This is a genomic window from Streptomyces sp. HUAS YS2 (assembly GCF_033343995.1).
GTDB classification, from domain to species: domain Bacteria; phylum Actinomycetota; class Actinomycetes; order Streptomycetales; family Streptomycetaceae; genus Streptomyces; species Streptomyces solicathayae.
Genome location: NZ_CP137573.1, coordinates 2,730,069 through 2,752,409 on the forward strand (window position 1 = coordinate 2,730,069; position 22,341 = coordinate 2,752,409).

Sequence of the window (22,341 nt, forward strand, 5' to 3'; positions counted from 1 at the left end):
AGAGCCGACGCGTCACTTAATGTCCGGACAGATGCCTGAGCGAACCGAATCACGTGGTTCGGGTCGTCCGAATGGCGAGATCAACCGGAGATTTTCCGGCCTGATGGAGCAATCACCGCAAGGGATCCGGCCTGGTTGTACCGGCCTGTCGGGGTTCGGGGGTCACCCGTTATCCGATTTTGACATCCGTGCCCCCCTGAATCGGGCAGTCCGAATGGCAAGATGCCGTAATCACACGAGGTCGCGACACCCGAAGGTGCGTGCGCGGCCTATGGCAACTCCCGAACACGCCGGAGGAACCCGACCATGACCGCAAGCACCACGCGCTGTAAGACCGCTGCCAAGACCCGCACCTCCCGTCTTGCCGCGGTCGCCGCCGTCGCGGTCGCCGGCTCGATGCTGCTGACCGCGTGCGGCGACCAGACCGAGGGCGGGGGCAGCACCCCGTCCGGCGAGAAGTCGGCCGCCGGCTCCGCCGCTCCGCTCTTCTCCAAGCTGCCCGCCGACATCCAGAAGGCCGGCGTCATCAAGGTCGGCACCGACGCCGCGTACGCCCCGATGGAGTTCACCGAGGGCGGCAAGATCGTCGGCGTCGACCCCGACCTCGGCGCCGCCCTGGGCAAGCAGCTCGGCGTGAAGTTCGAGTTCGTCTCGGGCACCTTCGACGGCCTGATCACCTCGATCTACACCGGCCGCCAGGACCTGATCATGTCCTCGATGACGGACAACAAGAAGCGTCAGGAGGGCCTGGACGACAACGGCAAGAAGATCGGCAAGGGCATCGACTTCGTCGACTACTTCAGCTCCGGCGTCTCCCTGCTGGTCAAGAAGGGCAACCCGCAGAACATCAAGTCCCTGGACGACCTGTGCGGCAAGACCGTCGCCGTCCAGCGCGGCACGATCTACGAGGACACCTTCAAGGCGCAGGCCACCAAGTGCGGCGCCAACAAGCTCACCATCCAGGCGTTCGACACCGACGCCGAGGCCCAGACCCGCGTGAAGGCCGGCGGCGCCGTCGCCGACCTGAACGACTACCCGGTCGCCGCGTACATCGCGAAGACCTCGGGCGGCGGCAACGACTTCGAGGTCGCCGGCAGCCAGAGCGACGTCGGCCTCTTCGGCATCGGCGTCTCGAAGGAGAACACGCAGCTGCGCGACGCCGTCAAGGAAGCCCTCGATGCGATCATCAAGGACGGCTCCTACACCGAGGTCCTGAAGAAGTGGGACGTCGAGCAGAGCGCGGTCAAGCAGGCCACCGTCAACGCCGGCAAGTGACCTCCTCGCTCCACTGAAGGGCAGTCATCGTGACTGACAAGATCGACAAGGGTCCGGCCGCCGCTCCGGCCGGACCCGACCCCTCCGGCACGCCGTACGAGGCCATCAAGGCCATCCCCGTGCGGCACGTCGGCCGCTGGATCAGCGCCGTCGTCGTGGTCGTGCTGCTGGGCTGGCTCGTCTACGCCTTCTCCCAGGGCAACGTCATCTGGGACACGGTCTGGGACAAGCTGTTCGACCCCTCGGTCCTCGAGGGCCTCTGGAACACCGTCGTCATCAGCGTCGCCTCCATGGCGCTGGGCCTCGTCCTCGGCATCGTCTTCGCCGTGATGCGGCTCTCCAAGAACCCGGTGACCGGCGCGGTCGCCTGGCTCTACATCTGGTTCTTCCGCGGCACGCCGGTGTACGTCCAGCTGCTCGTGTGGTTCAACCTGTCGCTGATCTTCGAGTACATCAACCTCGGGCCGATCTACAAGAACGAGACCGTCGACGTCATGACGCCGTTCATGGTCGCGCTGCTGGGCCTCGGCCTGAACGAGGGCGCGTACATGGCGGAGATCGTCCGGGCCGGCATCCAGTCCGTCGACGAGGGCCAGACCGAGGCGGCGCACGCGCTCGGCATGTCCCAGACGAAGACCATGCGCCGCATCGTCCTGCCGCAGGCCATGCGGGTGATCGTTCCCCCGACGGGCAACGAGTTCATCAACATGCTCAAGACCTCGTCGCTGGTCTCGGCCGTGCAGTACACGGAGGTGCTGAGGGCGTCGTCGAACATCGGCAACACCGCCGGCGCCGTCATGGAGATGCTCTTCGTGGCCTCCATCTGGTACCTGGCCCTGACTAGTGTGTTCAGTGTCGGCCAGTACTACCTGGAGCGGCGTTACGCGCGCGGTTCGCTGCGCTCCCTGCCGCCCACGCCCTGGCAGAGGGTCAAGGCGAACCTGCTGTCCAAGAGGTCCGACCAGAGCGGAGGTGCCGGCGTATGACCCCCATGGTGAAGGCCGAAGGCGTCCACAAGTCCTACGGCCCCGCACACATCCTTCGGGGCATCGACCTCGAGGTCGCCCCGCGCGAGGTCTTCTGTCTGGTCGGTCCGTCCGGCTCGGGCAAGTCGACCTTCCTGCGGTGCATCAACCACCTGGAGCGGGTCGACGGCGGACGGCTGTCCGTCGACGGCGAACTCGTGGGCTACCGCCAGAAGGGCGACAAGCTCTACGAGCTGAAGGACAGCGAGGTCGCCGCCCAGCGCCGCGACATCGGCATGGTCTTCCAGCGCTTCAACCTCTTCCCGCACATGACGGCCATCGAGAACGTGATGGAAGCCCCGGTCATGGTGAAGGGCGAGTCGAAGGCGGTGGCGCGCGAGCGTGCGATCAAGCTCCTCGACCGCGTCGGGCTCGGGGACAAGGGCAAGAACTACCCGTCCCAGCTCTCCGGCGGCCAGCAGCAGCGCGTCGCCATCGCCCGCGCGCTGGCGATGGAGCCGAAGCTGATGCTCTTCGACGAGCCCACCTCGGCGCTCGACCCGGAGCTCGTCGGTGACGTCCTGGACGTCATGCGGGACCTGGCCGAGTCGGGCATGACCATGATCGTGGTGACCCACGAGATGGGCTTCGCCCGCGAGGTCGGCGACAACCTGGTGTTCATGGACGGCGGTGTGGTGGTCGAGTCCGGCAACCCGCGCGACGTCCTGGGCAACCCGCAGCACGACCGGACGAAGGCGTTCCTGTCGAAGGTGCTGTAGGGCACGGGCACACGAGGAGGGGCGGTACGGGATCTCCCGTACCGCCCCTCCTCGCTCGTACGCGGCCTCGTCGCTCGTACGCGGGCCTACATCGTCACTTCACGGCCAGCAGCAGCGTGTCCGACGGCGAGCACCAGACCGGGCGGGCCTCGACGAAGCCGGCGGTGCGGAGGGTGTCGGCGTGCCAGTGCGCGGACGGCATGTCGCCGTCGGCGTGCTCGCCGTAGATCTCGAAGCGGCGGGCGGTGGGCTCGGCGAGGACCGGGTCCTCGGCGGCGAGGGCCCACCAGTCGGCCCAGTCGAGGACGCCGGCGGCCTTCTCACGGTCCATCCGGGCGTGCCGCTGGGCGCGCTCGGCGGCGTTGATGCGCGGGGTGGTCTCGTCGATCATGTGGTCGGCGTTCATGAAGACCCCGCCGTCCCGGACGAGGCCGGCGAGCTGCCCGTACAGCGCGGTCAGCGGGCCCTCGTGGAGCCAGTGCAGGGCGGTGGCGGTGAGCACGGCGTCGTACGTGTCGTACAGGAGCTCCGCGGTCCACCGCGGGTCCTTGAGGTCGGCGGTCACGAAGGTGACGCGCGGGTCGCCGGCGAAGGAGCCGCGGGCGATGGCGAGCAGGGCCGGGTCGAGGTCGACGCCGGTGCTGGTCGCGTTCGGGAACCGGGTGAGGAGCCGATCCGTGATACTTCCCGTACCGCACGCGAGGTCGAGGACCCGGGGCTCCGGGCCCACCACGGCCTCGACCATGTCCAGCATCACGCGGAACCGCTCCTCGCGGTCCGGCATGTACCACTCCTGCTGGCGGTCCCAGCTCGCCTGCCAGGCCTGCCAGTCGGTTCCGGCCACGGCTGCATCCGTCATGACTTCCGCTCCTCCGACCTCGACGTTTCGTAATACCCTCGAAGGGCAACCGTCTCTTACCCCCCGCTCCACCGACCCTAGACCGTCACCGTAAGGACTACAAGTGGAACTGGCCTATTACTCGGATTACGCCGTGCGTCTGGTCAACACCGAGGAGCCGGCCCGCAACAAGGACTCCCTGACCACGGTGGAGGCGGTACGCGAACTCTTCGGCGCGGCCTCCCAGATGTCGCGCCGGGCCACCGACGCGGACGTCACCCGCTTCCGCTCGGTCCGCGGCCGGCTGCGCGCGGTCTTCACCGCGGCGGACGAGGGCGACCAGACCACCGCCGTCGACCTGCTGAACTCACTGCTCCTGGAGTTCCCGGTCAGCCCGCAGATCTCCGGTCACGACTACCTCGACGAGGAGGGCCGGCCGCGGTGGCACATGCACCTGGCCGACCACCCTTCGAACGCGACTGCGGGGTACGCGGCCATCGCCGCGATGGGACTCGCCTTCCACCTCACGGAGTTCGGCGCCGACCGGCTCGGCCTCTGCCAGGCCCCGCCGTGCCGCAACGCCTACCTCGACACGTCCACCAACCGCTCGCGCCGCTACTGCTCCGACCGCTGCGCGACCCGCGCCAACGTGGCCGCGTACCGCGCCCGCAAGCGTCAGGAGGCCCTGGACGCCCTGGCGGCCGAGCGGTCCGACAGCACCGGCCTGACGGCCGAGAAGAGCCAGGAGAGCACCACCCCGGCCGACCGCTGAAGCCCGGGCGTGACGGGCCGGTACCTCGCCCGCACGCGCCCCAGCACGAGCTCCGCCGGCACGGCGCCGAACACCCGGCTGTCCCCCTCCGCGGCCGGGTTGTCGCCGAGCACCCACCAGCCGGCGGCCTGTCGCTCGATCAGCCGTTTGACGATGAGCAGATCCTGCTGGAGCGGATGCCGCATCACGGCCACGTCACCCGCCCGCAACCGCCCCCCGTAGTGCACCAACAACTGGTCGCCGTGCAGCAGCGTGGGCACCATCGACGGCCCCCTCACCTCGGCGATCCCGAACGGTGGCGACGATTCCCGCCCCGAACCCGTCATCCGGCACCTCCCGGTCCGATCGTCCACGAGTCCCAGGATGACCCTGGACTTTTGTCCTAAGCACCGGGGGCCCCTCGCGAAAACAGCCTTCTCACCGAGTAATCTCCCACTAGAGAAGACGATCACGAGGAAGGACAGCTCCATGCTTTCCCGCCTGTTTGCCCCCAAGGTGAAGGTCAGCGCCCACTGCGACCTGCCCTGCGGCGTGTACGACCCGGCCCAGGCCCGCATCGAGGCGGAGTCGGTCAAGGCCGTGCAGGAGAAGTACCAGGCCAACGAGGACGCGGACTTCCGCACCCGTGCCCTGATCATCAAGGAGCAGCGCGCCGAGCTCGCCAAGCACCACGTCTCGGTGCTGTGGAGCGACTACTTCAAGCCCCCGCACTTCGAGAAGTTCCCCCAGCTCCACCAGCTGGTCAACGACACCCTGAAGGCCCTCTCGGCCGCCAAGGCGTCGAACGACCCGAAGACGGGCGAGAAGGCGCTGGAGCTCATCGCCGAGATCGACCGCATCTTCTGGGAGACGAAGAAGGCCTGACCTTCCGACACTTCCCACCTGCCTCCGCGGCAGGTCCGAACGGCCCGACCGGAGTCATCCGGCCGGGCCGTTCGGTGTTCCAAGATCCATCGGGAGATTGGGTGGGAGCCGAGGGGAGAACCCTCACGACCCCCGGCGAGGTGTGCGAGTACGGCCCCTCCACGCCCTTGAGCCGGTGCCCGAGCCGCGGCTCGGTGAGTGTGGGTGCACCGGGCGGCAGGAACTGGCAGCACAGCCCGACCGCCGTCAACCGACGCAAGGTGGTAGCGATCGATCAACGCGCCGTTCCAGAAGATATCGCCGATCCGGTGGTCGACTGGACTTTCATCATCGAAAGCATTTAGGCAATAAGGCTTCATCCCCTTATGCGCGACAATCCTCCAAGCAATCGTGATGGCTGCGTTTTCGCGGTAGCTGGAGTGCTGCGCTGGGAGTCCAACTCAACGGTCCTTGGATGCTTGTGACGGAGAACCAGTTGCCCTGCTGAGAAGGAAGTCGATGTCGTCCGGCGATGCCCCAAGCTTCGCCAATTTGCCCCAGTTGACAGATAGTCAAGGGTTCGACTTAGATCTTTTCGGTAGTGATGAGCTGCCATCGAAAAGGGGAACATTTCGTGACACGCAGCATGTTGGCAAAGGTCGGTATGAGTATCGCGGCAAGCGTCGTCATTGCCGCCGGAACGACAGGCTCGGCCTACGCGGACGGGCCCGATGTGACGGCCACCGCCAGCTGGGGCACGGCAACCTTCAAGACCAACGGCGACTATCTGTGGGTGAAGGACAAGAGTGCGGACGGCTACTCCGTGAAGGCCACGCTCTGGCGGGAGGTGGCCGACGGTTTGCGGGTTGAGATCCGGACCTGCTCCGACACGACCACGACGCAGGACAGGTCTGACGGCTACTCGGTCTGCAACTTCGACGTGTCGGAGGACTACTGGGTGTCGGTCACAATCCAGCGTTTCAAGAACGGCGTAGCCTACGGGGGCCTTGTCGCCAGCGGATACTCTTCGCAGGCCTGATCCCTTCGCCTGACTCGTGAGCGGGAGGTACGTCTCCGGCTCACGAGTCAGGGCTACGGCAACGATGAAGCAAGCTCGGCACCCCGATCCCAGCCCGCGTAATTTCCCGTCCGTAACTGTGGATCCCCCATTCGGACCTGACCCAAATAGATGAATCCCATCTTCTGGGAAACAAAGAAGTCCTGATGTTCCTTCACCCCATGCACGAGCGGCCTTCTGCGTTCTGCGTCGTGGTGTCAACCCTGACCATCGTCCAGGTCCCGCCCTGTCGTTCGGCACGGGTCGTGCGGAGTCGGCGCTCCTACGTTCGGGGGCATGGAGACGCACTTTCGAGAGAATTTCCGGGTCGGGCGGCTGCTGGGGGCCCTGGCCTTACTGGGAGCGGGAGCCGGGGCGGTCGCCCGGCTGTCGCCGGGCGGGCTGGGGGACGCGGGCGCGACCGAGGTCAGGGGCGGGAGCTCCGTGTCCGTGTACCGGTCGTTGACCGGGGCGGTGGCGGAGACGCCGGCGTGGGTGGGGTCGCTTCTCGAGGTGGCCACCGAGGGCACCCTGGTGGTCCTCGGGCTGTTGCTGGTCGGGCTCTGCTGGACCGCGCTTCGTCGCAAGGACGCGGCGGGCGTCGCGGGGGCCGTCGTGATCGGGGTCGGCACCGTCGCCGCGTACGCGGTCAGCGAGGCGCTGAAACTCGTGGTGGACGAGGAGCGGCCCTGTCGAGCGCTGCGAGGGGCCGCGGCGATCGCCGAGTGTCCGGAGGCCGGGGACTGGTCCTTCCCGAGCAACCACGCCACCCTGGCGATGGCTCTCGCCGTCGGTCTGGCCATACTGCGGCCTCGCCTGGCTTTCGTGACGCTGCCGTTGGCCGGGGCGGCGGCGCTGCTGCGCGTCCTGGTGGGGGTCCACTACCCGCACGACGTGCTCGCCGGCGCTGCGCTCGGCGCCACGATCGTGGCTGCTGCGCTGCTCGCCGTGCTGCCGCTCGTGGTCCGGGCGACGTCAGGGCTGGTCGGGCGCCGCTGGGGGAACGATGCCCGCCTCGTGGGCCACGACGGCGGCGGCCGCCCGGTTGTCGACGCCCAGACGGGCCAGGACGGAGCTGACGTGCGCCTTGACCGTTCCTTCCACCACCTGGAGCCGGCGGGCGATCTGTCCGTTGGACAACCCGCTGCCGAGGTGGGACAGCACTTCGCGTTCCCGGGCGGTGAGCCCGTCGACCCGCTCCCGGGCGGCGGCGCGCCGACCGGCCAGGGCACCGACGCCGTTCGACGCGAGGTGCGCGACCACTCGGGCCGCGACCTTCGGTGACAGGTAGGCGGCGCCGTCGGCCACCGCACGGACGCCCGCGATCAACTCCTCGGGCTCGCCCGACTTGATCAGGAATCCGGTGGCGCCGCCACCCAGCGCCCGGAGGATGTAGTCGTCCTCCCCGAAGGTCGTCAGCATGATGACGCCGGTGGCCGGCACCGCCCTGTGGATCTCCGCCGCCGCCTCGATGCCGTTGACCTTCGGCATACGGATGTCGAGCACGGCGACCTGGGGGCGGTGGCGCCGGACCAGTTCCACGGCGTCGTGCCCGTCGGCGGCCTCGGCAACGACGTCGATGTCCGGATCGGTGGACAACACGGCGCGGACGCCCGCTCGGATCATCGCCTCGTCGTCGGCGATCAGCACCCGGATCATCGAACGCTCAGGGCGTCAGAGCGTCGAGCGACACCAGCGTGTCCCCCTGGAAGCACAGCCGGTACACGTCCCCGGACCGGTCGTCGAACCGGTCGGTCGTCATCGCGTAGTACTCGCACGTCATACCTCGTCCCTGTGGTTCCGTCACCGGCGGGCGGTGGATCGCCTGACGGTCCGGCAGTACGCGCTCCACCTCGGAGCGATCCTGCCCCACTCGCAGGCGCGCGTAGTCGCGCGGGTCCAGCACCGACCGCGACGCCGACAGCATCTCCCACCCCGTCAGCCCCGCGCTCAGCACCGCGCCGGTCACCAGGGGCAGCAGCACCGCCACGGCCAGGGTGCGGCCGGCGCGGCGCCGGGCCCCGCGGTACTCCTGCGGCACTCCGCCCCGCTGCCGCGGAGGACTGGCGGCGGCGGGTCGCTGCGGCTGCGCCGGGGGTACGCGCGGCAGCCGGGCGACGACCGCGTAGCCGCCGCCCCGGGGCCCGTACTCGAGTGAGCCTCCGGCCAGCCGGACGCGTTCGTCGAGTCCGATGAGGCCGCGGCCCCCGCTCCAGGGACGAGGCGCGTCCGCGGCCGGCGCGGGCCCGTTGCTCACCACGACCTTCGTCTCGGTCGCCGTGTGCGACACGCGCACCTTCGTCGCCGCGCGAGGTGCGTGCTTGACGACATTGGTCAGCGCTTCCTGCACGACGCGATGCGCGGCTCGTTCGACCACCGGCGGAAGGCCGGCGTCCTCGCCCTCGACGCGCAGTTCGACCGCGAGCCCGGACCGGGACGCCTCGCCGACCAGACGGGCCACGCTGAAGTCGGACGGCCTCATGGGCGCGTCGTCCGTCTCCTCCCGCAGGACACCGATCACCTCGCCGAGACGCTCCACCGCGGCCGCGGCCCTGGCCCTGATGTCCTGGGCGGCCAGCCGATGGTGGTCCTCCAGGTCGGGCGCGAGCTTCAGGGCGCCGGCGGACAGCGCGATCAGGCTGAGGTCATGGCCGAGGACGTCATGCATGTCCTGCGCGATGCGAGCGCGCTCCAGCAGCCTGGCCTGCTCGGCGACCAGCCGCTGTTCCCGCTCCAGATGCTCGGCCCGCTCCCAGCCGGCCCTGATCAGATCCTGGTGCTGGCGCCAGAACCGGCCCGCGAACCAGGGCAGCATGGCGGCGAAGGCCACCACCCCCACGAACCGGCTCCCCAGCGCGAGCCACGAGGGCACGAGGGACGCGGCCACCACTGCGGCCGCGAGAACCGCGACCAGCACCAGTGCCGTCGGACGGATGCTCCCGGGCCGCCGCCCCGCCAGGAACGCGGTGATCACGGTCGGCAGAACCCACCACGAGTTCACCACGCTCAACCCGGCGGACAGCGTCATGGCCACCGCCGGCAGGCTCCCCGGATCCACCACCCGCCGCAGGCCACCCGCCCGGCCCCCGGCCCCGGCCCCGATACCGGTCCCGCGCTCGTCTTCGGTCGTGGTCTCGTTCACGGACGTGACGCTACGGAACGATGCGCCCCCTCGGACACTGCCGAAAGTCCAACCTTGTTCGTTCACTGGCCTCCGGCGCACGGCGCCAGTCCGCCACCGGCGTAACCGGTGGCGGGCGGGAGGGGCGCGGGGCAGGCTGAGGAACGACCGCACGCGCCATGACTTCAGTCGAGGGGGCCGCCATGTCCACCGAATCCGCCGGGCACGACAAGACGCTGTACGAGGCGGTGGGCGGGGCCGAGGCCCTGCAGCGGCTGTCCGACACGTTCTACGAGGCGGTGCTCGCCGACCCGCTGCTCGCGCCGGTCTTCGCGGAGTTCACGCCGGCGCACGTGCAGCACGTCGCCGTGTGGCTGGCCGAGGTGTTCTCCGGTCCGGCCGAGTTCACCGCGGAACTGGGCGGCCATCAGGCCCTGTTGCGCGCACACCTGGGGCTCGGGATCACCGAGGAGCAGCGGGTGCGCTGGATGGAGCTGATGACCGCGGCGGTCGAGAAGGAGCTGCCGGACGACGCGTTGCTGCGCCGCCGGGTGGTGGAGTACTTCGACTGGGGGACCCGGATCGCCAAGGACGTGTCCGCCTCGGCACCCGGTACGGATCTCGGCGAGCCCGGCCCGACGCCGCGCTGGGGCTGGAACGGTCTCGCCTGACGTAACGTCATGCCACCTCGCGGGCGCCCGGGGCTCCCCGGCCCCGGGCTCCGGGCCTACGCGGCCGCCGACACCGGGCGGCGGCCGAACTCGGCGCCCGGCGGGAGCTGTTGGCGCACCCGGTCCAGCGCCTCGTCGAAGTCGGCCCCGGCGATGCCGGATTCGTAGGCCGCGCCGCCACAGTGCAGGGTGAGGTTCAGGTCGGTCCGCTCACCGAGCGCCAACAGGCAGCTGAGCGTTGCCTGTTGCGAGGTCCCGTCGATGACGACGGGGAGCGGCAGGTCCCACTCCAGTACGCAGTGGGTGAGGGCCTCACCGGCCCCGCCGTCCGCGCGCAGGGACGCGAAGCTCGCGCCCGTGTACTCGATTCCCCTGACGCGGGCGGCCACTTGGCCCCCGCCCGCCGTGATCACGAGCGCTTCCGCACCGCGGCGGTCCCGGTACCAGCCGGTCCAGACTTCCGTCGACTCCGATGACATGCGCGGACTGTAGCGGTATGACCGGCTCCGCCGCGCGGCCGGTCACCCGGTGGCCTGACTTCTCCCGGTCTTGTCCGTTGTGCCTGGTGGCGACGGGATGTCGGTCTCCTCCCGGGTGTCGTCCCCGGACCCTTCTCCGCTCTCCTGCCCAGCCTCCTGCCCGGCGTCCTCGCGGACCTCTTCGAGGTATCCCTCCGGGCGATGGCCGAACAGCTTGCAGTCCGGGTTGTGGCAGGGCTTGCGCACCCAGACGGGTACCCAGGCGCCCAGCACCTTGTGCCGCTGCATGGTCGTACCGACGGACGTGCCACAGGCCGGGCACACCGGCTCGACCTGCGGACCCCCGGCGGTGCGGCGTCCTTCGCTGCCCATACGTCAAGGGTAGGTCAGCCCCGCGGACGCCGCCCGCGCCGCGATCCGGCGCCGGGGGTCACCGCTTCCTGGTGTACGTGCGGACGACCACACCGTTCCCGAAGGTGCGGACGTCGTCCAGGACGAAGTCGCGCGGCTCGAAGGCCGCGCCGCCGAACATCGGCATCCCGGAGCCGTAGATCTGCGGGTACGACTTGATCACCAGCTCGTCGACCTCTTCGATCAGCTCGCCGGCCACCGTCGCGCCGCCGCAGAGCCAGATGCCCAGGTCGCTCTCCTCGGCCTTCAGGGCGCGGACGCGGCCGACGAGGTCGTCGGCGATCAGTTCGACGTCCGGGCTCGGCGACTCCTTCAGCGAGCGGGTCGCCACGTACTGGCGCAGGTGCGCGTACGGGCTGGGGCTGCCCTCGTCCAGGCCGAGCTGGTACGAGCCCATGCCCTGGATCACCGTGTCGAAGCGCTTGTTGGGCGCGTCGATGCCCAGGTGGTTCCGCGCCAGGGTCGGGACCGTCTCCGGGTATTCGGCGTTCATGAACGCCAGGTACTCCTCGTCGATGAACGCCATCATCGACGTGGCGTCGCCCTTCGGGTCGCCGATGAAGCCGTCGAGCGAGCAGGCGACGTAGTACGTGAGCTTGCGCAAACCGGTTCCTCTTTCGTTTCGGAGAGGCCGCATCCCCGCGACCACGACAGCTATAGTGCTTCATCTGTAGTGGTTGCGCAAGAGCTATCTTCCGGGAAGAAGTGGAACGAGGAGGTCCGGGTGGCGAGGAATCCCGAGCGCAGGGCGGCTCTGCTGGACGCGGCGATCGAGGTGATGGCGGACGAAGGCGCCCGCGGGCTGACCTTCCGGGCGGTCGACGCCCGGGCGGGCGTGCCGACGGGCACCTCGTCCAACTACTTCGCCGACCGGGACCGGTTGCTCTCCGAGGTGGCGGAGCGCATCTTCGTACGCCTGACCCCGGAACCGGGCTCCATCGACACCGCCATGGCGCCCGAGCCCTCGCGCGAACTGGTCGTCGAGCTGATGCGGTGGCTCGTGCGGCGCCTGTCGGCGCAGCGCTCCTGCTATCTCGGGCTCTTCGAGCTCCGCCTGGAGGCCACCCGCCGGCCCGATCTGCGCGCGCGGCTCACCGAGGTGCTCCGCTCCGACCTCGACGAGAACATCCGGCTGCATCTCGCCGCCCACATGCCGGGCGACGCCGACACGGTCCGGCTGCTCTATTTCGCCCTCACCGGACTGCTGGTCGACCACCTCACCGTCCCGGGCATGCACGACGAGCGGGAGCTCGACACACTCGTGGAGACGGTGGTCCACCGGATCGTGCCGGAGAGCTAGGGGCCCGTCGGCGCCGCGTCCCGCCGGAGTGCCGGGCGAGCCGGGGGGTGCGCCAGGGGCGGGCCACGGGCCCTCTCCCCACCTCAGCGCGTGCGGCGCGTCACGAACTCCGCGAGCGACAGCAGGTCGCCCGCCGCCGCCAGGTCCGGTACCGCGAGGGAGAGCTGCTGCACCGCCCGGGCCATCCGGTCGGCCGCCTCGGCCTGGGCCCAGTCCCGGCCGCCGGCCCGCTCCACCGCGTCCGCCGCCGCCCGTACCGCCGCCGCGTCGAGCACCGGCTGCCCGTACAGACCCGCCAGCTCCGCGCCGGCGGCGGTGCCGGAGCCGAGCGCGGCCACCACCGGCAGCGACTTCTTGTGGGCGGCCAGGTCCGCGCCGGCCGGCTTGCCGGTCCGCTCGGGGTCGCCCCAGATCCCGATCAGGTCGTCGATCAGCTGGAAGGCCAGTCCGGCCTCCCGGCCGAACGCGTCCATCGCCGCGACCTCCCTCTCCCCCGCCCCCGCGTACAGCGCGCCGAGCGCGCACGCGCAGCCGAGCAGCGCGCCGGTCTTCGCCGTGGCCATCGCGACGCACTCGTCCAGCGTCACCTCGTGCGGCGGCCGTTGCTCGAACGCGCAGTCCGCCTGCTGCCCGGCGCACAGCTCGATGACGCAGGCGGCGAGCCGGGCCGAGGCCGCGGCGGACGCCGGGTGGCCGTCCTCGGCGAGCAGCCGCACCGCCAGCGCCAGCATCGCGTCGCCCGCGATCAGCGCGTCGGGGATGCCGAACACGGTCCAGGCGGTGGGTCGGTGACGGCGCGTCGGGTCCTCGTCGACGATGTCGTCGTGGAGCAGGGTGAAGTTGTGCGCCAGCTCCACCGCCGCGGCGGCGCGGACGGCCGGGGCCGGGTCGCCGCCGAGGGCCCGGGTGGCGGCCAGGACCAGGGCGGGGCGGATCGCCTTGCCGGCCTGCCCGGCGGCCGGGGTGCCGTCGGCGTGCTCCCAGCCGAAGTGGTACATCGCGACCCTCCGTATGGACCCGGGCAGGGTCTCGACGGTGGAGCGCAGCTGGGGCGTGACGACGGTACGGGTCTGGTCCAGGAGCGCCACGGCCCCCTGACCGTCGGTCGTGGCAGGCGTGCTGGTCATGGTCACGGTCACTTCCTCACGGCGGGCGGGACGGCGGCGCGCGGGGCGAGAGCGGTGCGGACGGCGGGGGCCCGGGCGCGCGGCCCGGCACCCCGCCGCCGTTCACCGCGTCAGCGCCAGCGGCTGACCTCGACGTTCTCCAGCACGCCCAGCGCGTCCGGGACCAGCACGGCGGCCGAGTAGTAGGCCGTGACGAGGTACGAGATGATCGCCTGCTCGTCGATGCCCATGAAGCGGACCGAGAGGCTGGGCTCGATCTCGTCCGGCAGCCCGGTCTGGTGCAGACCGATCACGCCCTGGTCGGACTCGCCGGTACGCATGCAGATGATCGACGTGGTGCGGGCGTCCGAGATCGGGATCTTGTTGCACGGGAAGATCGGCACCCCGCGCCAGGTGGGGATCCGGTTGCCGTTGACCTCGATCGACTCGGGCACCAGGCCGCGCTTGTTGCACTCGCGCCCGAAGGCGGCGATGGCGCGCGGGTGGGCGAGGAACATCTTGGAGCCGCGCCGCCGCGACAGCAGCTCGTCCATGTCGTCCGGGCTGGGCACGCCGTCGTGCGGCTGGATCCGCTGCCCGTAGTCGCAGTTGGAGAGGAGGCCGAACTCCCGGTTGTTGATCAGCTCGTGCTCCTGGCGCTCCCGGAGCGCCTCGACCGTGAGCCGCAACTGCTGCTCGGTCTGGTTCATCGGCTGGTTGTAGAGGTCGGCGACCCGGCTGTGCACCTTGAGGACGGTCTGGGCGACGCTCAGCTCGTACTCGCGGGGCGAGGCGTCGTAGTCGACGTAGGTGTGCGGGACGACCGCCTCGCCGACGTGGCCGGCGGAAAGGTCGATCTCGGCCTCGCCGTACTTGTTGGTGCGCTGGTGCGGCAGCGCGGCGACGGCGGCGAGGTGCGCGGCGAGCGAGGTGGCCCGCTCCGCCAGGTTGCGCACGTCGTCCCGGGTGAGTTCGAGAACGGTGCAGGCGGTGGCCGCGCGGGCCGTCCAGTCCCAGACCGCCTCGGGGTCGGTCAGCGAGTGGTCGCCGAAGTACGCACCGTCGGCGAGGACGCCGAGCACCGCCTCGTCGCCGTACGGGCCCTCGCCGATCTGCTCGATCCGGCCGTGCGCGAGCAGGTAGACCCGGTCGGTGGCCTCACCGGAGACGGCGATCACCTCGCCGACGGCGAACTCGCGCTGCCGGCAGCGGGCCGCCAGCTCGGCCAGCGCCTCCTCGTCCTCGTAGCCGCGCAGCGCGGGGAGTTCGCCGAGCTCGGCCGGGATGACGGCGACCCGCTCCCCGGTCTGCACGAAGGTGACGCGGCCGTCACCGACGGAATAGCTGAGCCTCCGGTTCACCCGGTAGGTACCGCCCTGCACCTGCACCCACGGCAGCATCCGCAGCAGCCACCGGGAGGTGATCTCCTGCATCTGCGGTGCCGACTTCGTGGTGGTCGCCAGGTTCCGCGCGGCGGCGGTACCGAGACTCTGCTGCGGGGGCGCCTGCTCCGCGCGGACCTCGTCGCCAACCGAACCAACCGACATGGATCTCCCTCTCGATCATGTAGACCTGCGAGAGGAAGCCTTTCAGCACGCTGCGTACACACGCCATTACACAAATGAGTGGGCATGATCCGTGCACCGCGGGGCATGACACTCGGTTTCCACTCGATCGGCGCAGCCGGTCGCCGGACGCACCGCGGGGGCTGTCCGGATCGGCTCGCACACCGTCCGAACGGCTCAGGCCGCAGCGCCGTACTCCGATACATCCGGGAGGAGTACTTCCGGTACGACGAGACGAAGAGGAGTCGGCCATGGCCCCACCCATGTCCGCCAGCAGGTTTCTCGGAGCGCTGCGCGACGAGGGCATCACGGTCGTCGAGGTCGGCGACTGGCGCACCCACAACCGCAACCACAAGGGCCCCTGGGGCCCGGTCCACGGAGTGATGATCCACCACACGGTCACCCGGGGCACCGCGAGCACCGTCCGGCTCTGCCGCGACGGCCACAGCACCCTGCCGGGCCCGTTGTGCCACGGCGTGATCGCCAAGGACGGCCGGGTCCATCTGGTCGGCTACGGCCGCGCCAACCACGCGGGCGCCGGTGACGACGACGTCCTGCGGGCGGTGATCGCCGAGCACCGGCTGCCGCCCGACGACGAGGCGTCGACGGACGGCAACCGGCACTTCTACGGCTTCGAGTGCGAGAACCTCGGCGATGGCAGGGACCCGTGGCCGAAGGTCCAGCTGGAGGCGATCGAGCGGGCCGCGGCGGCGGTGTGCCGGGTCCACGGCTGGACGCAGCGCTCGGTGATCGGCCACCTGGAGTGGCAGCCCGGCAAGGTGGACCCGCGCGGGTTCACCATGGCCTCGATGCGGGAGCGCATCGCGGACCGCCTGCGGTAGCAGGGGCGGCGCGGGCACTCCCCCGAGAGGGGCCTCCCCGCGCCGCACCCCGACAATGGCCTGGTGAACGCGTCCGACCTCGCCCCGCTGCGGCCCCGACTCCCCTCGCCCCTGGAGCAGGTGGACGACGAGCGCTTCGCCCGGCGCGGGGTGCGGCTGCTGCTGAAGCGGGACGACCTGATCCACCCGGACCTGCCCGGCAACAAGTGGCGCAAGCTCGCGCCCAATCTGCGCGCCGCCGCCGGGCGTCCGGTGCTCACCTTCGGCGGCGCGTACTCCAACCACCTGCGGGCCACGGCCGCCGCCGGCCGGCTCCTGGGCTTCACCACGGTCGGCGTGGTCCGGGGCGACGAGCTGGCCGGCCGGCCGTTGAACCCCTCCCTGGCCCGCTGCGCGGCCGACGGGATGCGGCTGCGCTTCGTGGACCGGGCCACGTACCGCGCCAAGGACGACCCCGCCGTGCTGGCGGAGATCCTGCGCGACGCGCCCCCGGACACGTACGTCGTCCCCGAGGGCGGCAGCAACGCCGCGGCCGTCCGGGGCTGCGTGGAGCTCGGTCGGGAGCTGGCGGGCGCGGCCGAGGTCGTCGCCGTGGCTTGCGGCACCGGCGGCACCCTGGCCGGTCTGGCCGCCGGGCTCGGCCCGGGGCAGCGGGCGCTCGGCGTACCGGTCCTCAGGGGCGGCTTCCTCGGCGACGCCGTCACGGCACTCCAGCAGGAGGCGTTCGGCGGCCGGGCCGGCGACTGGAGCCTGGACGAGCGGTTCCACCACGGCGGCTACGCCCGGACGACCCCGGCCCTGGAAGCGTTCGCACAGGACTTCGAGGCGCGGCACGGACTCGCCATCGAGCGTCTGTATGTCGCCAAAATGTTGTACGGACTGCTGACGCTCGTCGAGGAGGACGCCTTCCCGCCCTACACCCGGGTCGTGGCCGTGATCACCGGCTCGGAGGATGGTTCGAACCCGCGTACACCTGCCTCGGAGGGGGGTCAGTCGGCGGCCTCCTCCCGGTAGGCCGCCGCCTCCTCCAGGTCCAGCCGGCGCAGCAGGGTCCGCATCATCTCGTCGTCGATCCGGCGCTCGTCCCGCAGCTGGACGAAGACCTCACGCTCGGCCTCGATCACGTCCCGGGACAGCCGCCGGTAGGTGTCGTCGACGGTCTCCCCGGTGATCTCGTTGACCGCGCCGAGCCGCTCCCACACCGCGTTGCGGCGGCGCTCCAGGACCGTGCGCAGCCGGTCGGCCAGGGGTTGCGGCAGCGCGTTGCGCTCGTCGGACAGCAGCGCGTCGAGCCGCTCCTCCGCGGCCCGGGACGCCTCGCTCTGCGCCTGCGCCTCGGCCAGGGTCTCGGCCTGCACGTCACGGCCGGGCAGCTTCAGGAACCGGATCAGCGGCGGCAGCGTGAGCCCCTGCACCACGAGAGTGCCGATCACCGTGGTGAAGGTGAGGAACAGGATCAGGTTGCGGGCCGGGAAGGGCTCGCCGTCGGCGGTCACGGGGATCGAGAACGCGATGGCCAGCGACACCACCCCGCGCATCCCGGCCCAGCCGACGATCAGCGGCGCCGTCCAGTTCACCCCGGGCTCCCGCGCCCGGATCCGGGCCGACATCCAGCGCGGCAGAAAGGTGGCCGGGTAGACCCAGACGAAGCGCACCACCACGACCGCCACGAAGACCCCGGTCGCGTACCAGGCGGCCTCGCCCATCCCGTACTGCCCGAGGCCCTTGACGACGTACGGGAGCTGGAGACCGATCAGCGCGAAGACGGTGGACTCCAGGACGAAGGCGACCATCTTCCACACCGCCTCCTCCTGGAGCCGGGTCGCGAAGTCGACCTGCCAGGCCCGGTGCCCGAGATAGAGGGCGACCACGACGACCGCGAGCACACCGGAGGCGCCGACCTCCTCCGCCGCCGCGTAGGCGACGAACGGGATCAGGAGGGAGAGGGTGTTCTTCAGCAGCGGGTCGGCGAGACGGACACGCAGCCAGTGGATCGGCGCCATCAGCACGAGGCCGACCCCGATGCCGCCGAGGGCGGCGAGCGCGAACTCGCCGAGCCCGCCGGCCCAGCTCACCCCCTCGCCGACGGCCGCCGCCAGCGCGACCTTGTACGCGGTGATGGCGGTGGCGTCGTTCACCAGGGACTCGCCCTGGAGGATCGTGGTGATCCGGTTGGGCAGCCCGAGCCGGCGGGCGATGGCGGTCGCCGCGACCGCGTCCGGCGGGGCGACCACCGCGCCGAGGACCAGGGCCGCGGTCAGCGGCAGGCCCGGCACCAGCTCGTAGGCCAGCCAGCCGACGGCGAAGGTCGCGAAGAGCACGTACCCCACGGACAGCAGAGCGACGGGCCGGAAGTTCGCCCGCAGGTCGAGGTACGAGGAGTCCACCGCGGCCGTGTAGAGCAGCGGCGGCAGGATCAGCGGCAGCACGATGTGCGGGTCGAGCGTGTAGTCCGGCACCCCGGGGAGGTACGAGGCGGCCAGCCCCGCCGCCACGAGGAGCAGCGGCGCGGCCACAGGTGTCCTTCGTGCCGCCCCCGCCACCGCGGCACTCACCGCGACCAGTCCCACCAACTGCAGTGCGTCCATCTCTCCCGTCCCCACGTCCCGCCCGCCACGTAACCTGGCCATCATGAGCGAGTGTCCGCACGTTGCCGAACTGCCGCGCCCCGAGCCGGCGCCCCTGAGCCCGACCTGCCCGGAGTGCCTGGCCACCGGCGCGAACCCGGTGCAGCTGCGGATCTGCCTGCACTGCGGGCACGTGGGCTGCTGCGACTCGTCGTCCGGACGGCACGCGACGGGGCACTTCACGGCCAGCGGGCACGCGGTGATGCGGACCTTCGAGCCGGACGAGAGCTGGCGGTGGTGCTTCGTGGACGGTTCGATCGTCTGACGCCTGGGTACGTCACCCCGGTCAAACGACTGCCGGTTGCTCATAATTGGGCGCCGCAGACCTATAGCCACTGTCCGTGCTCGTGGATCTACCATGAGTGACGGTCCGTGTGCCCGCGGTCGGTCCGGGGCCCACGGCGACACGGCACCATGGATCGCGATAGCGTCACCGCGGACTCAGTGACCGACTGCGTACCGCCCGGTCCGGGGGACAACGTTCCTCCGGGCCCCGAACGAGCTTGTGCCACCTTGGAGGTGAGGGTGTCCCAGATCGCAGGCGAGCCCGGGACCCAGGACTTCGTGGAAGTCCGGCTGCCCGCTGCGGGTGCCTACCTGTCCGTGCTGCGTACGGCCACGGCGGGTCTGGCAGCACGCTTGGACTTCACCCTCGACGAGATCGAGGACTTGCGCATCGCGGTCGACGAGGCCTGCGCGATCCTGCTCCAGCAGGCCGTGCCCGGTTCCGTCCTCAGCTGCGTGTTCCGTCTCGTCGACGACTCCCTCGACGTGACCGTCTCGGCGCCGACCACCGACGGCCGGGCCCCGGAGCGGGACACCTTCGCCTGGACGGTGCTCTCCGCACTGGCCGGCAAGGTCGAATCCTCCGTCGCGGACGACCGCACGGTCTCCATCAGCCTGTACAAACAGCGCGGCGCCGGACCAGGCCCGGCGTGAGCAGCGAGCTGCACGCCACGGCGGGCATCCCTGAACAGCAAGCTACGGAGCAGGCGCAGGTTGGGGGTACCTCCCAGGCGGAGCCCTGGGGGAGGGCGGTCCATATGAGCGAGCAAGAGCAGCACGAACCCAAGCAGCAGGACGATCCCGACACGAGCGACAAGAGCGACGAGCGGCTCGACGGGCACGACGAGCACGTCGAGCCCGTCGAGGCCCCGGATCCGCACGACCGGAGCGGGGCCAAGGCGATGTTCGTCGAGCTTCGGGGGCTCCCGGAGGGCTCCGCGGAGAAGGCGGAGCTGCGCAACCAGCTGGTGCGGATGCACCTGCCGCTGGTGGAGCACCTCGCGCGCCGGTTCCGCAACCGGGGCGAGCCGCTGGACGACCTCACCCAGGTCGCCACGATCGGTCTGATCAAGTCGGTGGACCGGTTCGACCCGGAGCGCGGCGTCGAGTTCTCGACGTACGCGACGCCCACCGTGGTCGGTGAGATCAAGCGCCACTTCCGGGACAAGGGCTGGGCGGTCCGGGTGCCGCGCCGGCTCCAGGAGCTGCGGCTCTCGCTGACGACGGCGACGGCGGAGCTGTCCCAGCAGCACGGCCGCTCCCCCACGGTGCACGAGCTCGCCGAGCGGCTCGGCATCTCGGAGGAGGAGGTCCTGGAGGGCCTGGAGTCCGCGAACGCGTACTCGACGCTCTCGCTGGACGTGCCGGACACGGACGACGAGTCCCCGGCGGTCGCGGACACGCTGGGCGCGGAGGACGAGGCGCTGGAGGGCGTCGAGTACCGCGAGTCCTTGAAGCCGCTCCTTGAGGACCTGCCGCCGCGAGAGAAGCGGATCCTGTTGCTCCGGTTCTTCGGGAACATGACCCAGTCGCAGATCGCACAGGAGGTCGGCATCTCGCAGATGCACGTCTCCCGGCTGCTCGCCCGCACGCTGGCGCAGCTGCGGGAGAAGCTCCTGGTGGAGGAGTGACCTCGAAGGACCGAGAGGACCGAGGGTGGATCGAGGCTAGGAGGCGTCCTGGCCGGGGCGCCGGATGCCCAGCGCCTCGGTCGTCGCCGGGTTGATCAGCAGCGTCAGCCCGGTGACGGCGAGGACGGCCAGGGCGATGCCGGCCGGGATCATGGCGCTGTCGGCCTGGAGCAGCTGCCAGGCGACCGGCAGCGCCAGGATCTGGGTGATGATCGCCGGGCCGCGGCTCCAGGCGCGGAGCAGCCACAGGCCGCGGGCCGCGGCGAGCGGGATGAGGCCGAGGGCGACCAGCGTCGCCCCGCCGGTGACGGCCTGGGTGAGATCGTCCGGCGTGCCGGTCAGCGTGGTCACCAGCATGTAGAGGCCGCCGGCCACCAGGGCCGCGGCCTCGATTCCGGCCACCGCGGCGGCGGCGGTGAGACGCCCGGGACGCGTTTTCTGCTCCGTACTGCTCATGCAGGCAGGGTAGCCGCGGGCGCGGCCGAGGTCCGTCCCGGCCTCCGGACCGGACTGGGCCAGGTACCGATCGGTAGGTACCCTGGCGGGCATGCGCGCGCTTCTCGTGGTCAATCCGGCAGCCACCACCACCAGTGCCCGCACCCGTGACGTGCTGATCCACGCGCTGGCCAGTGAGATGAAGCTGGAGGCGGTGACCACCGAGTACCGCGGGCACGCCCGCGATCTGGCGCGGCGGGCCGCCGAATCAGGGGAGACCGATCTGGTCGTGGCCCTCGGCGGCGACGGAACGGTCAACGAGGTGGTCAACGGACTGCTGCACGGAGGCCCGGATCCGGACCGGCTGCCCGGTCTCGCCGTGGTCCCCGGCGGTTCGACCAACGTCTTCGCGCGCGCCCTCGGCCTGCCGAACGACGCCGTCGAGGCGACCGGCGCCCTGCTGGACGCGCTGCGTGAGCGCCGGGCACGCACGGTGAGCCTGGGGATCGCGTCGGGGACGCCGGGCACGGAGGACGAGGCAGTCCCGGCTCGCTGGTTCACGTTCTGCGCCGGCTTCGGCTTCGACGCCGGCGTCGTCGGCCGGGTCGAACAGCAGCGCGAGCGCGGCAAGAGATCCACCCATGCGCTCTATCTGCGTCAGGTGTTCCGCCAGTTCCTGGAGGAACCGCACCGCCGGCACGGGACGATCACGCTGGAGCGCCCGGGCGAGGCCCCGGTCGAGGACCTGGTCCTGTCCATAATCTGCAACACCTCCCCCTGGACCTACCTGGGCAATCGCCCGGTGTACGCGTCCCCGGAGGCGTCCTTCGAAACGGCCCTCGACGTGCTCGGTCTGAGCCGGCTCTCGGCCCCCGCGGTGGCCCGCTACGCGACCCAGTTGCTCACCTCGACGCCCGAGCGCGGTCCGCATGGCAAGCATGCGCTGACTCTGCACGATCTGACCGACTTCACCTTGCATTCGAAGGTTCCCCTCCCCCTTCAGATGGACGGAGACCACCTCGGTCTGCGTACGAGCGTGACGTTCACAGGCGTACGCCGTGCACTGCGTGTGATTGTGTGAGTGGAAGGGCCCAAAGTCCTTCTAGTCGAACGTTTAGGCGCGCATCCACCCCATAGAAGTACGGCTGTGACCTAGCCGACACCGAGGAATCAAAAAAAACTTTCCGGAAGGGGTTGTATCCGCCGCCGAGGTTTGCGAATCTCTACATGGCGATCGGGACGGCCCGCAACACCGGCCTCCACTGAGAGCCAGAACCCCTCCTCAGTCCAAGGACCACACCAGTTCAACTGGCAGTCGGCCCTTCCCTTGCGGGGGGAT

The 22,341-nt window shown here is 70.6% G+C and carries 25 protein-coding genes and 1 pseudogene; 15 read left to right on the forward strand and 11 right to left on the reverse strand.

The genetic code is table 11. The features are described 5' to 3' along the window. Positions 1–306: 306 nt before the first annotated feature. Genes R2D22_RS12215 through R2D22_RS12225 form a run of 3 tightly spaced genes read left to right on the forward strand, consistent with a single transcriptional unit; the run spans position 307 to position 3,019 of the window. A complete protein-coding gene (locus tag R2D22_RS12215; RefSeq protein WP_318103125.1) occupies positions 307–1,275 on the forward strand; it encodes an ABC transporter substrate-binding protein in 969 nt (322 codons plus the stop codon). A 29-nt stretch (positions 1,276–1,304) separates the two neighbouring features. Next, positions 1,305–2,261 carry an amino acid ABC transporter permease gene (locus R2D22_RS12220; RefSeq protein ID WP_318103126.1) on the forward strand — a complete coding sequence of 319 codons (957 nt, stop codon included), beginning with the start codon at positions 1,305–1,307 and terminating at the stop codon, positions 2,259–2,261. Next, complete coding sequence (locus tag R2D22_RS12225; RefSeq protein ID WP_318103127.1) at positions 2,258–3,019, forward strand: amino acid ABC transporter ATP-binding protein; 762 nt, start codon at positions 2,258–2,260, stop codon at positions 3,017–3,019. Before R2D22_RS12220 ends, R2D22_RS12225 begins: the two co-directional genes overlap by 4 nt. A gap of 94 nt (positions 3,020–3,113) precedes the next feature. On the opposite strand, the gene R2D22_RS12230 is transcribed toward R2D22_RS12225, so the two are convergent. Continuing rightward, entirely contained in the window at positions 3,114–3,878 is a 765-nt protein-coding gene (locus R2D22_RS12230; RefSeq protein WP_318103128.1) for a class I SAM-dependent methyltransferase, read from the reverse strand. 103 nt (positions 3,879–3,981) lie between these two features. Between R2D22_RS12230 and R2D22_RS12235 the strand changes: the two genes are divergently transcribed. Continuing rightward, a complete protein-coding gene (locus R2D22_RS12235) occupies positions 3,982–4,629 on the forward strand; it encodes a CGNR zinc finger domain-containing protein (RefSeq protein ID WP_318103129.1) in 648 nt (215 codons plus the stop codon). Here R2D22_RS12235 and sodX read toward each other — a convergent pair. Next, positions 4,533–4,955 carry a nickel-type superoxide dismutase maturation protease gene (sodX, locus tag R2D22_RS12240; protein ID WP_318103130.1) on the reverse strand — a complete coding sequence of 141 codons (423 nt, stop codon included), beginning with the start codon at positions 4,953–4,955 and terminating at the stop codon, positions 4,533–4,535. The genes R2D22_RS12235 and sodX overlap by 97 nt on opposite strands. A 142-nt stretch (positions 4,956–5,097) precedes the next feature. Here sodX and sodN point away from each other — a divergent pair, with 142 nt between their 5' ends. The 3 genes and pseudogenes from sodN to R2D22_RS12255 form a co-directional block, all read left to right on the forward strand. After that, the gene (gene sodN / locus R2D22_RS12245; RefSeq protein WP_318103131.1) at positions 5,098–5,493 is read left to right on the forward strand and encodes a superoxide dismutase, Ni; all 396 of its coding nucleotides are present in this window, start codon (positions 5,098–5,100) and stop codon (positions 5,491–5,493) included. A 613-nt stretch (positions 5,494–6,106) separates the two neighbouring features. After that, positions 6,107–6,511: a hypothetical protein gene (locus R2D22_RS12250; RefSeq protein ID WP_318103132.1), complete on the forward strand. Its 405-nt coding sequence runs from the start codon at positions 6,107–6,109 to the stop codon at positions 6,509–6,511. Positions 6,512–6,826: 315 nt separating this feature from the next. After that, positions 6,827–7,540, forward strand: a pseudogene (locus R2D22_RS12255) (phosphatase PAP2 family protein); the annotation flags it as partial. Here the strand turns inward: R2D22_RS12255 and R2D22_RS12260 are convergent. Both R2D22_RS12260 and R2D22_RS12265 read right to left on the reverse strand, forming a co-directional pair. Then, a complete protein-coding gene (locus R2D22_RS12260) occupies positions 7,505–8,188 on the reverse strand; it encodes a response regulator (protein ID WP_318103133.1) in 684 nt (227 codons plus the stop codon). The pseudogene R2D22_RS12255 and the gene R2D22_RS12260 sit on opposite strands and share 36 nt — an antisense overlap. A gap of 7 nt (positions 8,189–8,195) precedes the next feature. Then, positions 8,196–9,557, reverse strand: coding sequence for a sensor histidine kinase (locus R2D22_RS12265; protein ID WP_318109727.1), 1,362 nt, complete (start codon positions 9,555–9,557; stop codon positions 8,196–8,198). Between the two features lie 296 nt (positions 9,558–9,853). Here R2D22_RS12265 and R2D22_RS12270 point away from each other — a divergent pair, with 296 nt between their 5' ends. After that, positions 9,854–10,321 carry a group II truncated hemoglobin gene (locus R2D22_RS12270; RefSeq protein ID WP_318103134.1) on the forward strand — a complete coding sequence of 156 codons (468 nt, stop codon included), beginning with the start codon at positions 9,854–9,856 and terminating at the stop codon, positions 10,319–10,321. A gap of 56 nt (positions 10,322–10,377) precedes the next feature. Here R2D22_RS12270 and R2D22_RS12275 read toward each other — a convergent pair whose 3' ends face one another. Genes R2D22_RS12275 through R2D22_RS12285 form a run of 3 tightly spaced genes read right to left on the reverse strand, consistent with a single transcriptional unit; the run spans position 10,378 to position 11,815 of the window. Further along, positions 10,378–10,800 carry a DUF6304 family protein gene (locus R2D22_RS12275; RefSeq protein WP_318103135.1) on the reverse strand — a complete coding sequence of 141 codons (423 nt, stop codon included), beginning with the start codon at positions 10,798–10,800 and terminating at the stop codon, positions 10,378–10,380. 42 nt (positions 10,801–10,842) lie between these two features. Then, positions 10,843–11,172 (reverse strand): hypothetical protein, encoded by a 330-nt coding sequence (locus tag R2D22_RS12280; RefSeq protein WP_318103136.1) that lies wholly within the window; start codon positions 11,170–11,172, stop codon positions 10,843–10,845. Positions 11,173–11,230: 58 nt separating this feature from the next. Beyond that, positions 11,231–11,815, reverse strand: coding sequence for a dihydrofolate reductase family protein (locus R2D22_RS12285; RefSeq protein WP_318103137.1), 585 nt, complete (start codon positions 11,813–11,815; stop codon positions 11,231–11,233). A 120-nt stretch (positions 11,816–11,935) separates the two neighbouring features. Here R2D22_RS12285 and R2D22_RS12290 point away from each other — a divergent pair, with 120 nt between their 5' ends. Next, positions 11,936–12,511, forward strand: coding sequence for a TetR/AcrR family transcriptional regulator (locus R2D22_RS12290; protein ID WP_318103138.1), 576 nt, complete (start codon positions 11,936–11,938; stop codon positions 12,509–12,511). Between the two features lie 83 nt (positions 12,512–12,594). Here the strand turns inward: R2D22_RS12290 and R2D22_RS12295 are convergent, their stop codons facing one another. Next, positions 12,595–13,638, reverse strand: coding sequence for a family 2 encapsulin nanocompartment cargo protein polyprenyl transferase (locus R2D22_RS12295; protein ID WP_318103139.1), 1,044 nt, complete (start codon positions 13,636–13,638; stop codon positions 12,595–12,597). Between the two features lie 110 nt (positions 13,639–13,748). Next, complete coding sequence (locus tag R2D22_RS12300) at positions 13,749–15,164, reverse strand: family 2B encapsulin nanocompartment shell protein (protein WP_318103140.1); 1,416 nt, start codon at positions 15,162–15,164, stop codon at positions 13,749–13,751. 269 nt (positions 15,165–15,433) lie between these two features. On the opposite strand from R2D22_RS12300, the gene R2D22_RS12305 reads away from it, so the two are divergent. Both R2D22_RS12305 and R2D22_RS12310 read left to right on the forward strand, forming a co-directional pair. Further along, complete coding sequence (locus R2D22_RS12305; protein ID WP_318103141.1) at positions 15,434–16,024, forward strand: N-acetylmuramoyl-L-alanine amidase; 591 nt, start codon at positions 15,434–15,436, stop codon at positions 16,022–16,024. A gap of 63 nt (positions 16,025–16,087) precedes the next feature. Next, positions 16,088–17,038: a 1-aminocyclopropane-1-carboxylate deaminase/D-cysteine desulfhydrase gene (locus R2D22_RS12310; protein WP_318103142.1), complete on the forward strand. Its 951-nt coding sequence runs from the start codon at positions 16,088–16,090 to the stop codon at positions 17,036–17,038. On the opposite strand, the gene R2D22_RS12315 is transcribed toward R2D22_RS12310, so the two are convergent. Next, entirely contained in the window at positions 17,014–18,612 is a 1,599-nt protein-coding gene (locus R2D22_RS12315; protein WP_318103143.1) for a Na+/H+ antiporter, read from the reverse strand. The genes R2D22_RS12310 and R2D22_RS12315 overlap by 25 nt on opposite strands. A 43-nt stretch (positions 18,613–18,655) precedes the next feature. Here R2D22_RS12315 and R2D22_RS12320 point away from each other — a divergent pair, with 43 nt between their 5' ends. From R2D22_RS12320 to R2D22_RS12330, 3 genes are all read left to right on the forward strand, one after another. Further along, positions 18,656–18,916 (forward strand): UBP-type zinc finger domain-containing protein, encoded by a 261-nt coding sequence (locus R2D22_RS12320; protein WP_318103144.1) that lies wholly within the window; start codon positions 18,656–18,658, stop codon positions 18,914–18,916. Positions 18,917–19,176: 260 nt separating this feature from the next. Beyond that, positions 19,177–19,590 carry an ATP-binding protein gene (locus R2D22_RS12325; RefSeq protein WP_019889334.1) on the forward strand — a complete coding sequence of 138 codons (414 nt, stop codon included), beginning with the start codon at positions 19,177–19,179 and terminating at the stop codon, positions 19,588–19,590. After that, positions 19,479–20,567 (forward strand): RNA polymerase sigma factor SigF, encoded by a 1,089-nt coding sequence (locus R2D22_RS12330; protein WP_411977133.1) that lies wholly within the window; start codon positions 19,479–19,481, stop codon positions 20,565–20,567. Before R2D22_RS12325 ends, R2D22_RS12330 begins: the two co-directional genes overlap by 112 nt. 36 nt (positions 20,568–20,603) lie before the next feature. On the opposite strand, the gene R2D22_RS12335 is transcribed toward R2D22_RS12330, so the two are convergent. Beyond that, the gene (locus R2D22_RS12335; RefSeq protein ID WP_318103145.1) at positions 20,604–21,023 is read right to left on the reverse strand and encodes a hypothetical protein; all 420 of its coding nucleotides are present in this window, start codon (positions 21,021–21,023) and stop codon (positions 20,604–20,606) included. Positions 21,024–21,114: 91 nt separating this feature from the next. On the opposite strand from R2D22_RS12335, the gene R2D22_RS12340 reads away from it, so the two are divergent. Beyond that, the gene (locus tag R2D22_RS12340) at positions 21,115–22,083 is read left to right on the forward strand and encodes a diacylglycerol/lipid kinase family protein (RefSeq protein WP_318103146.1); all 969 of its coding nucleotides are present in this window, start codon (positions 21,115–21,117) and stop codon (positions 22,081–22,083) included. Positions 22,084–22,341 lie beyond the last annotated feature (258 nt).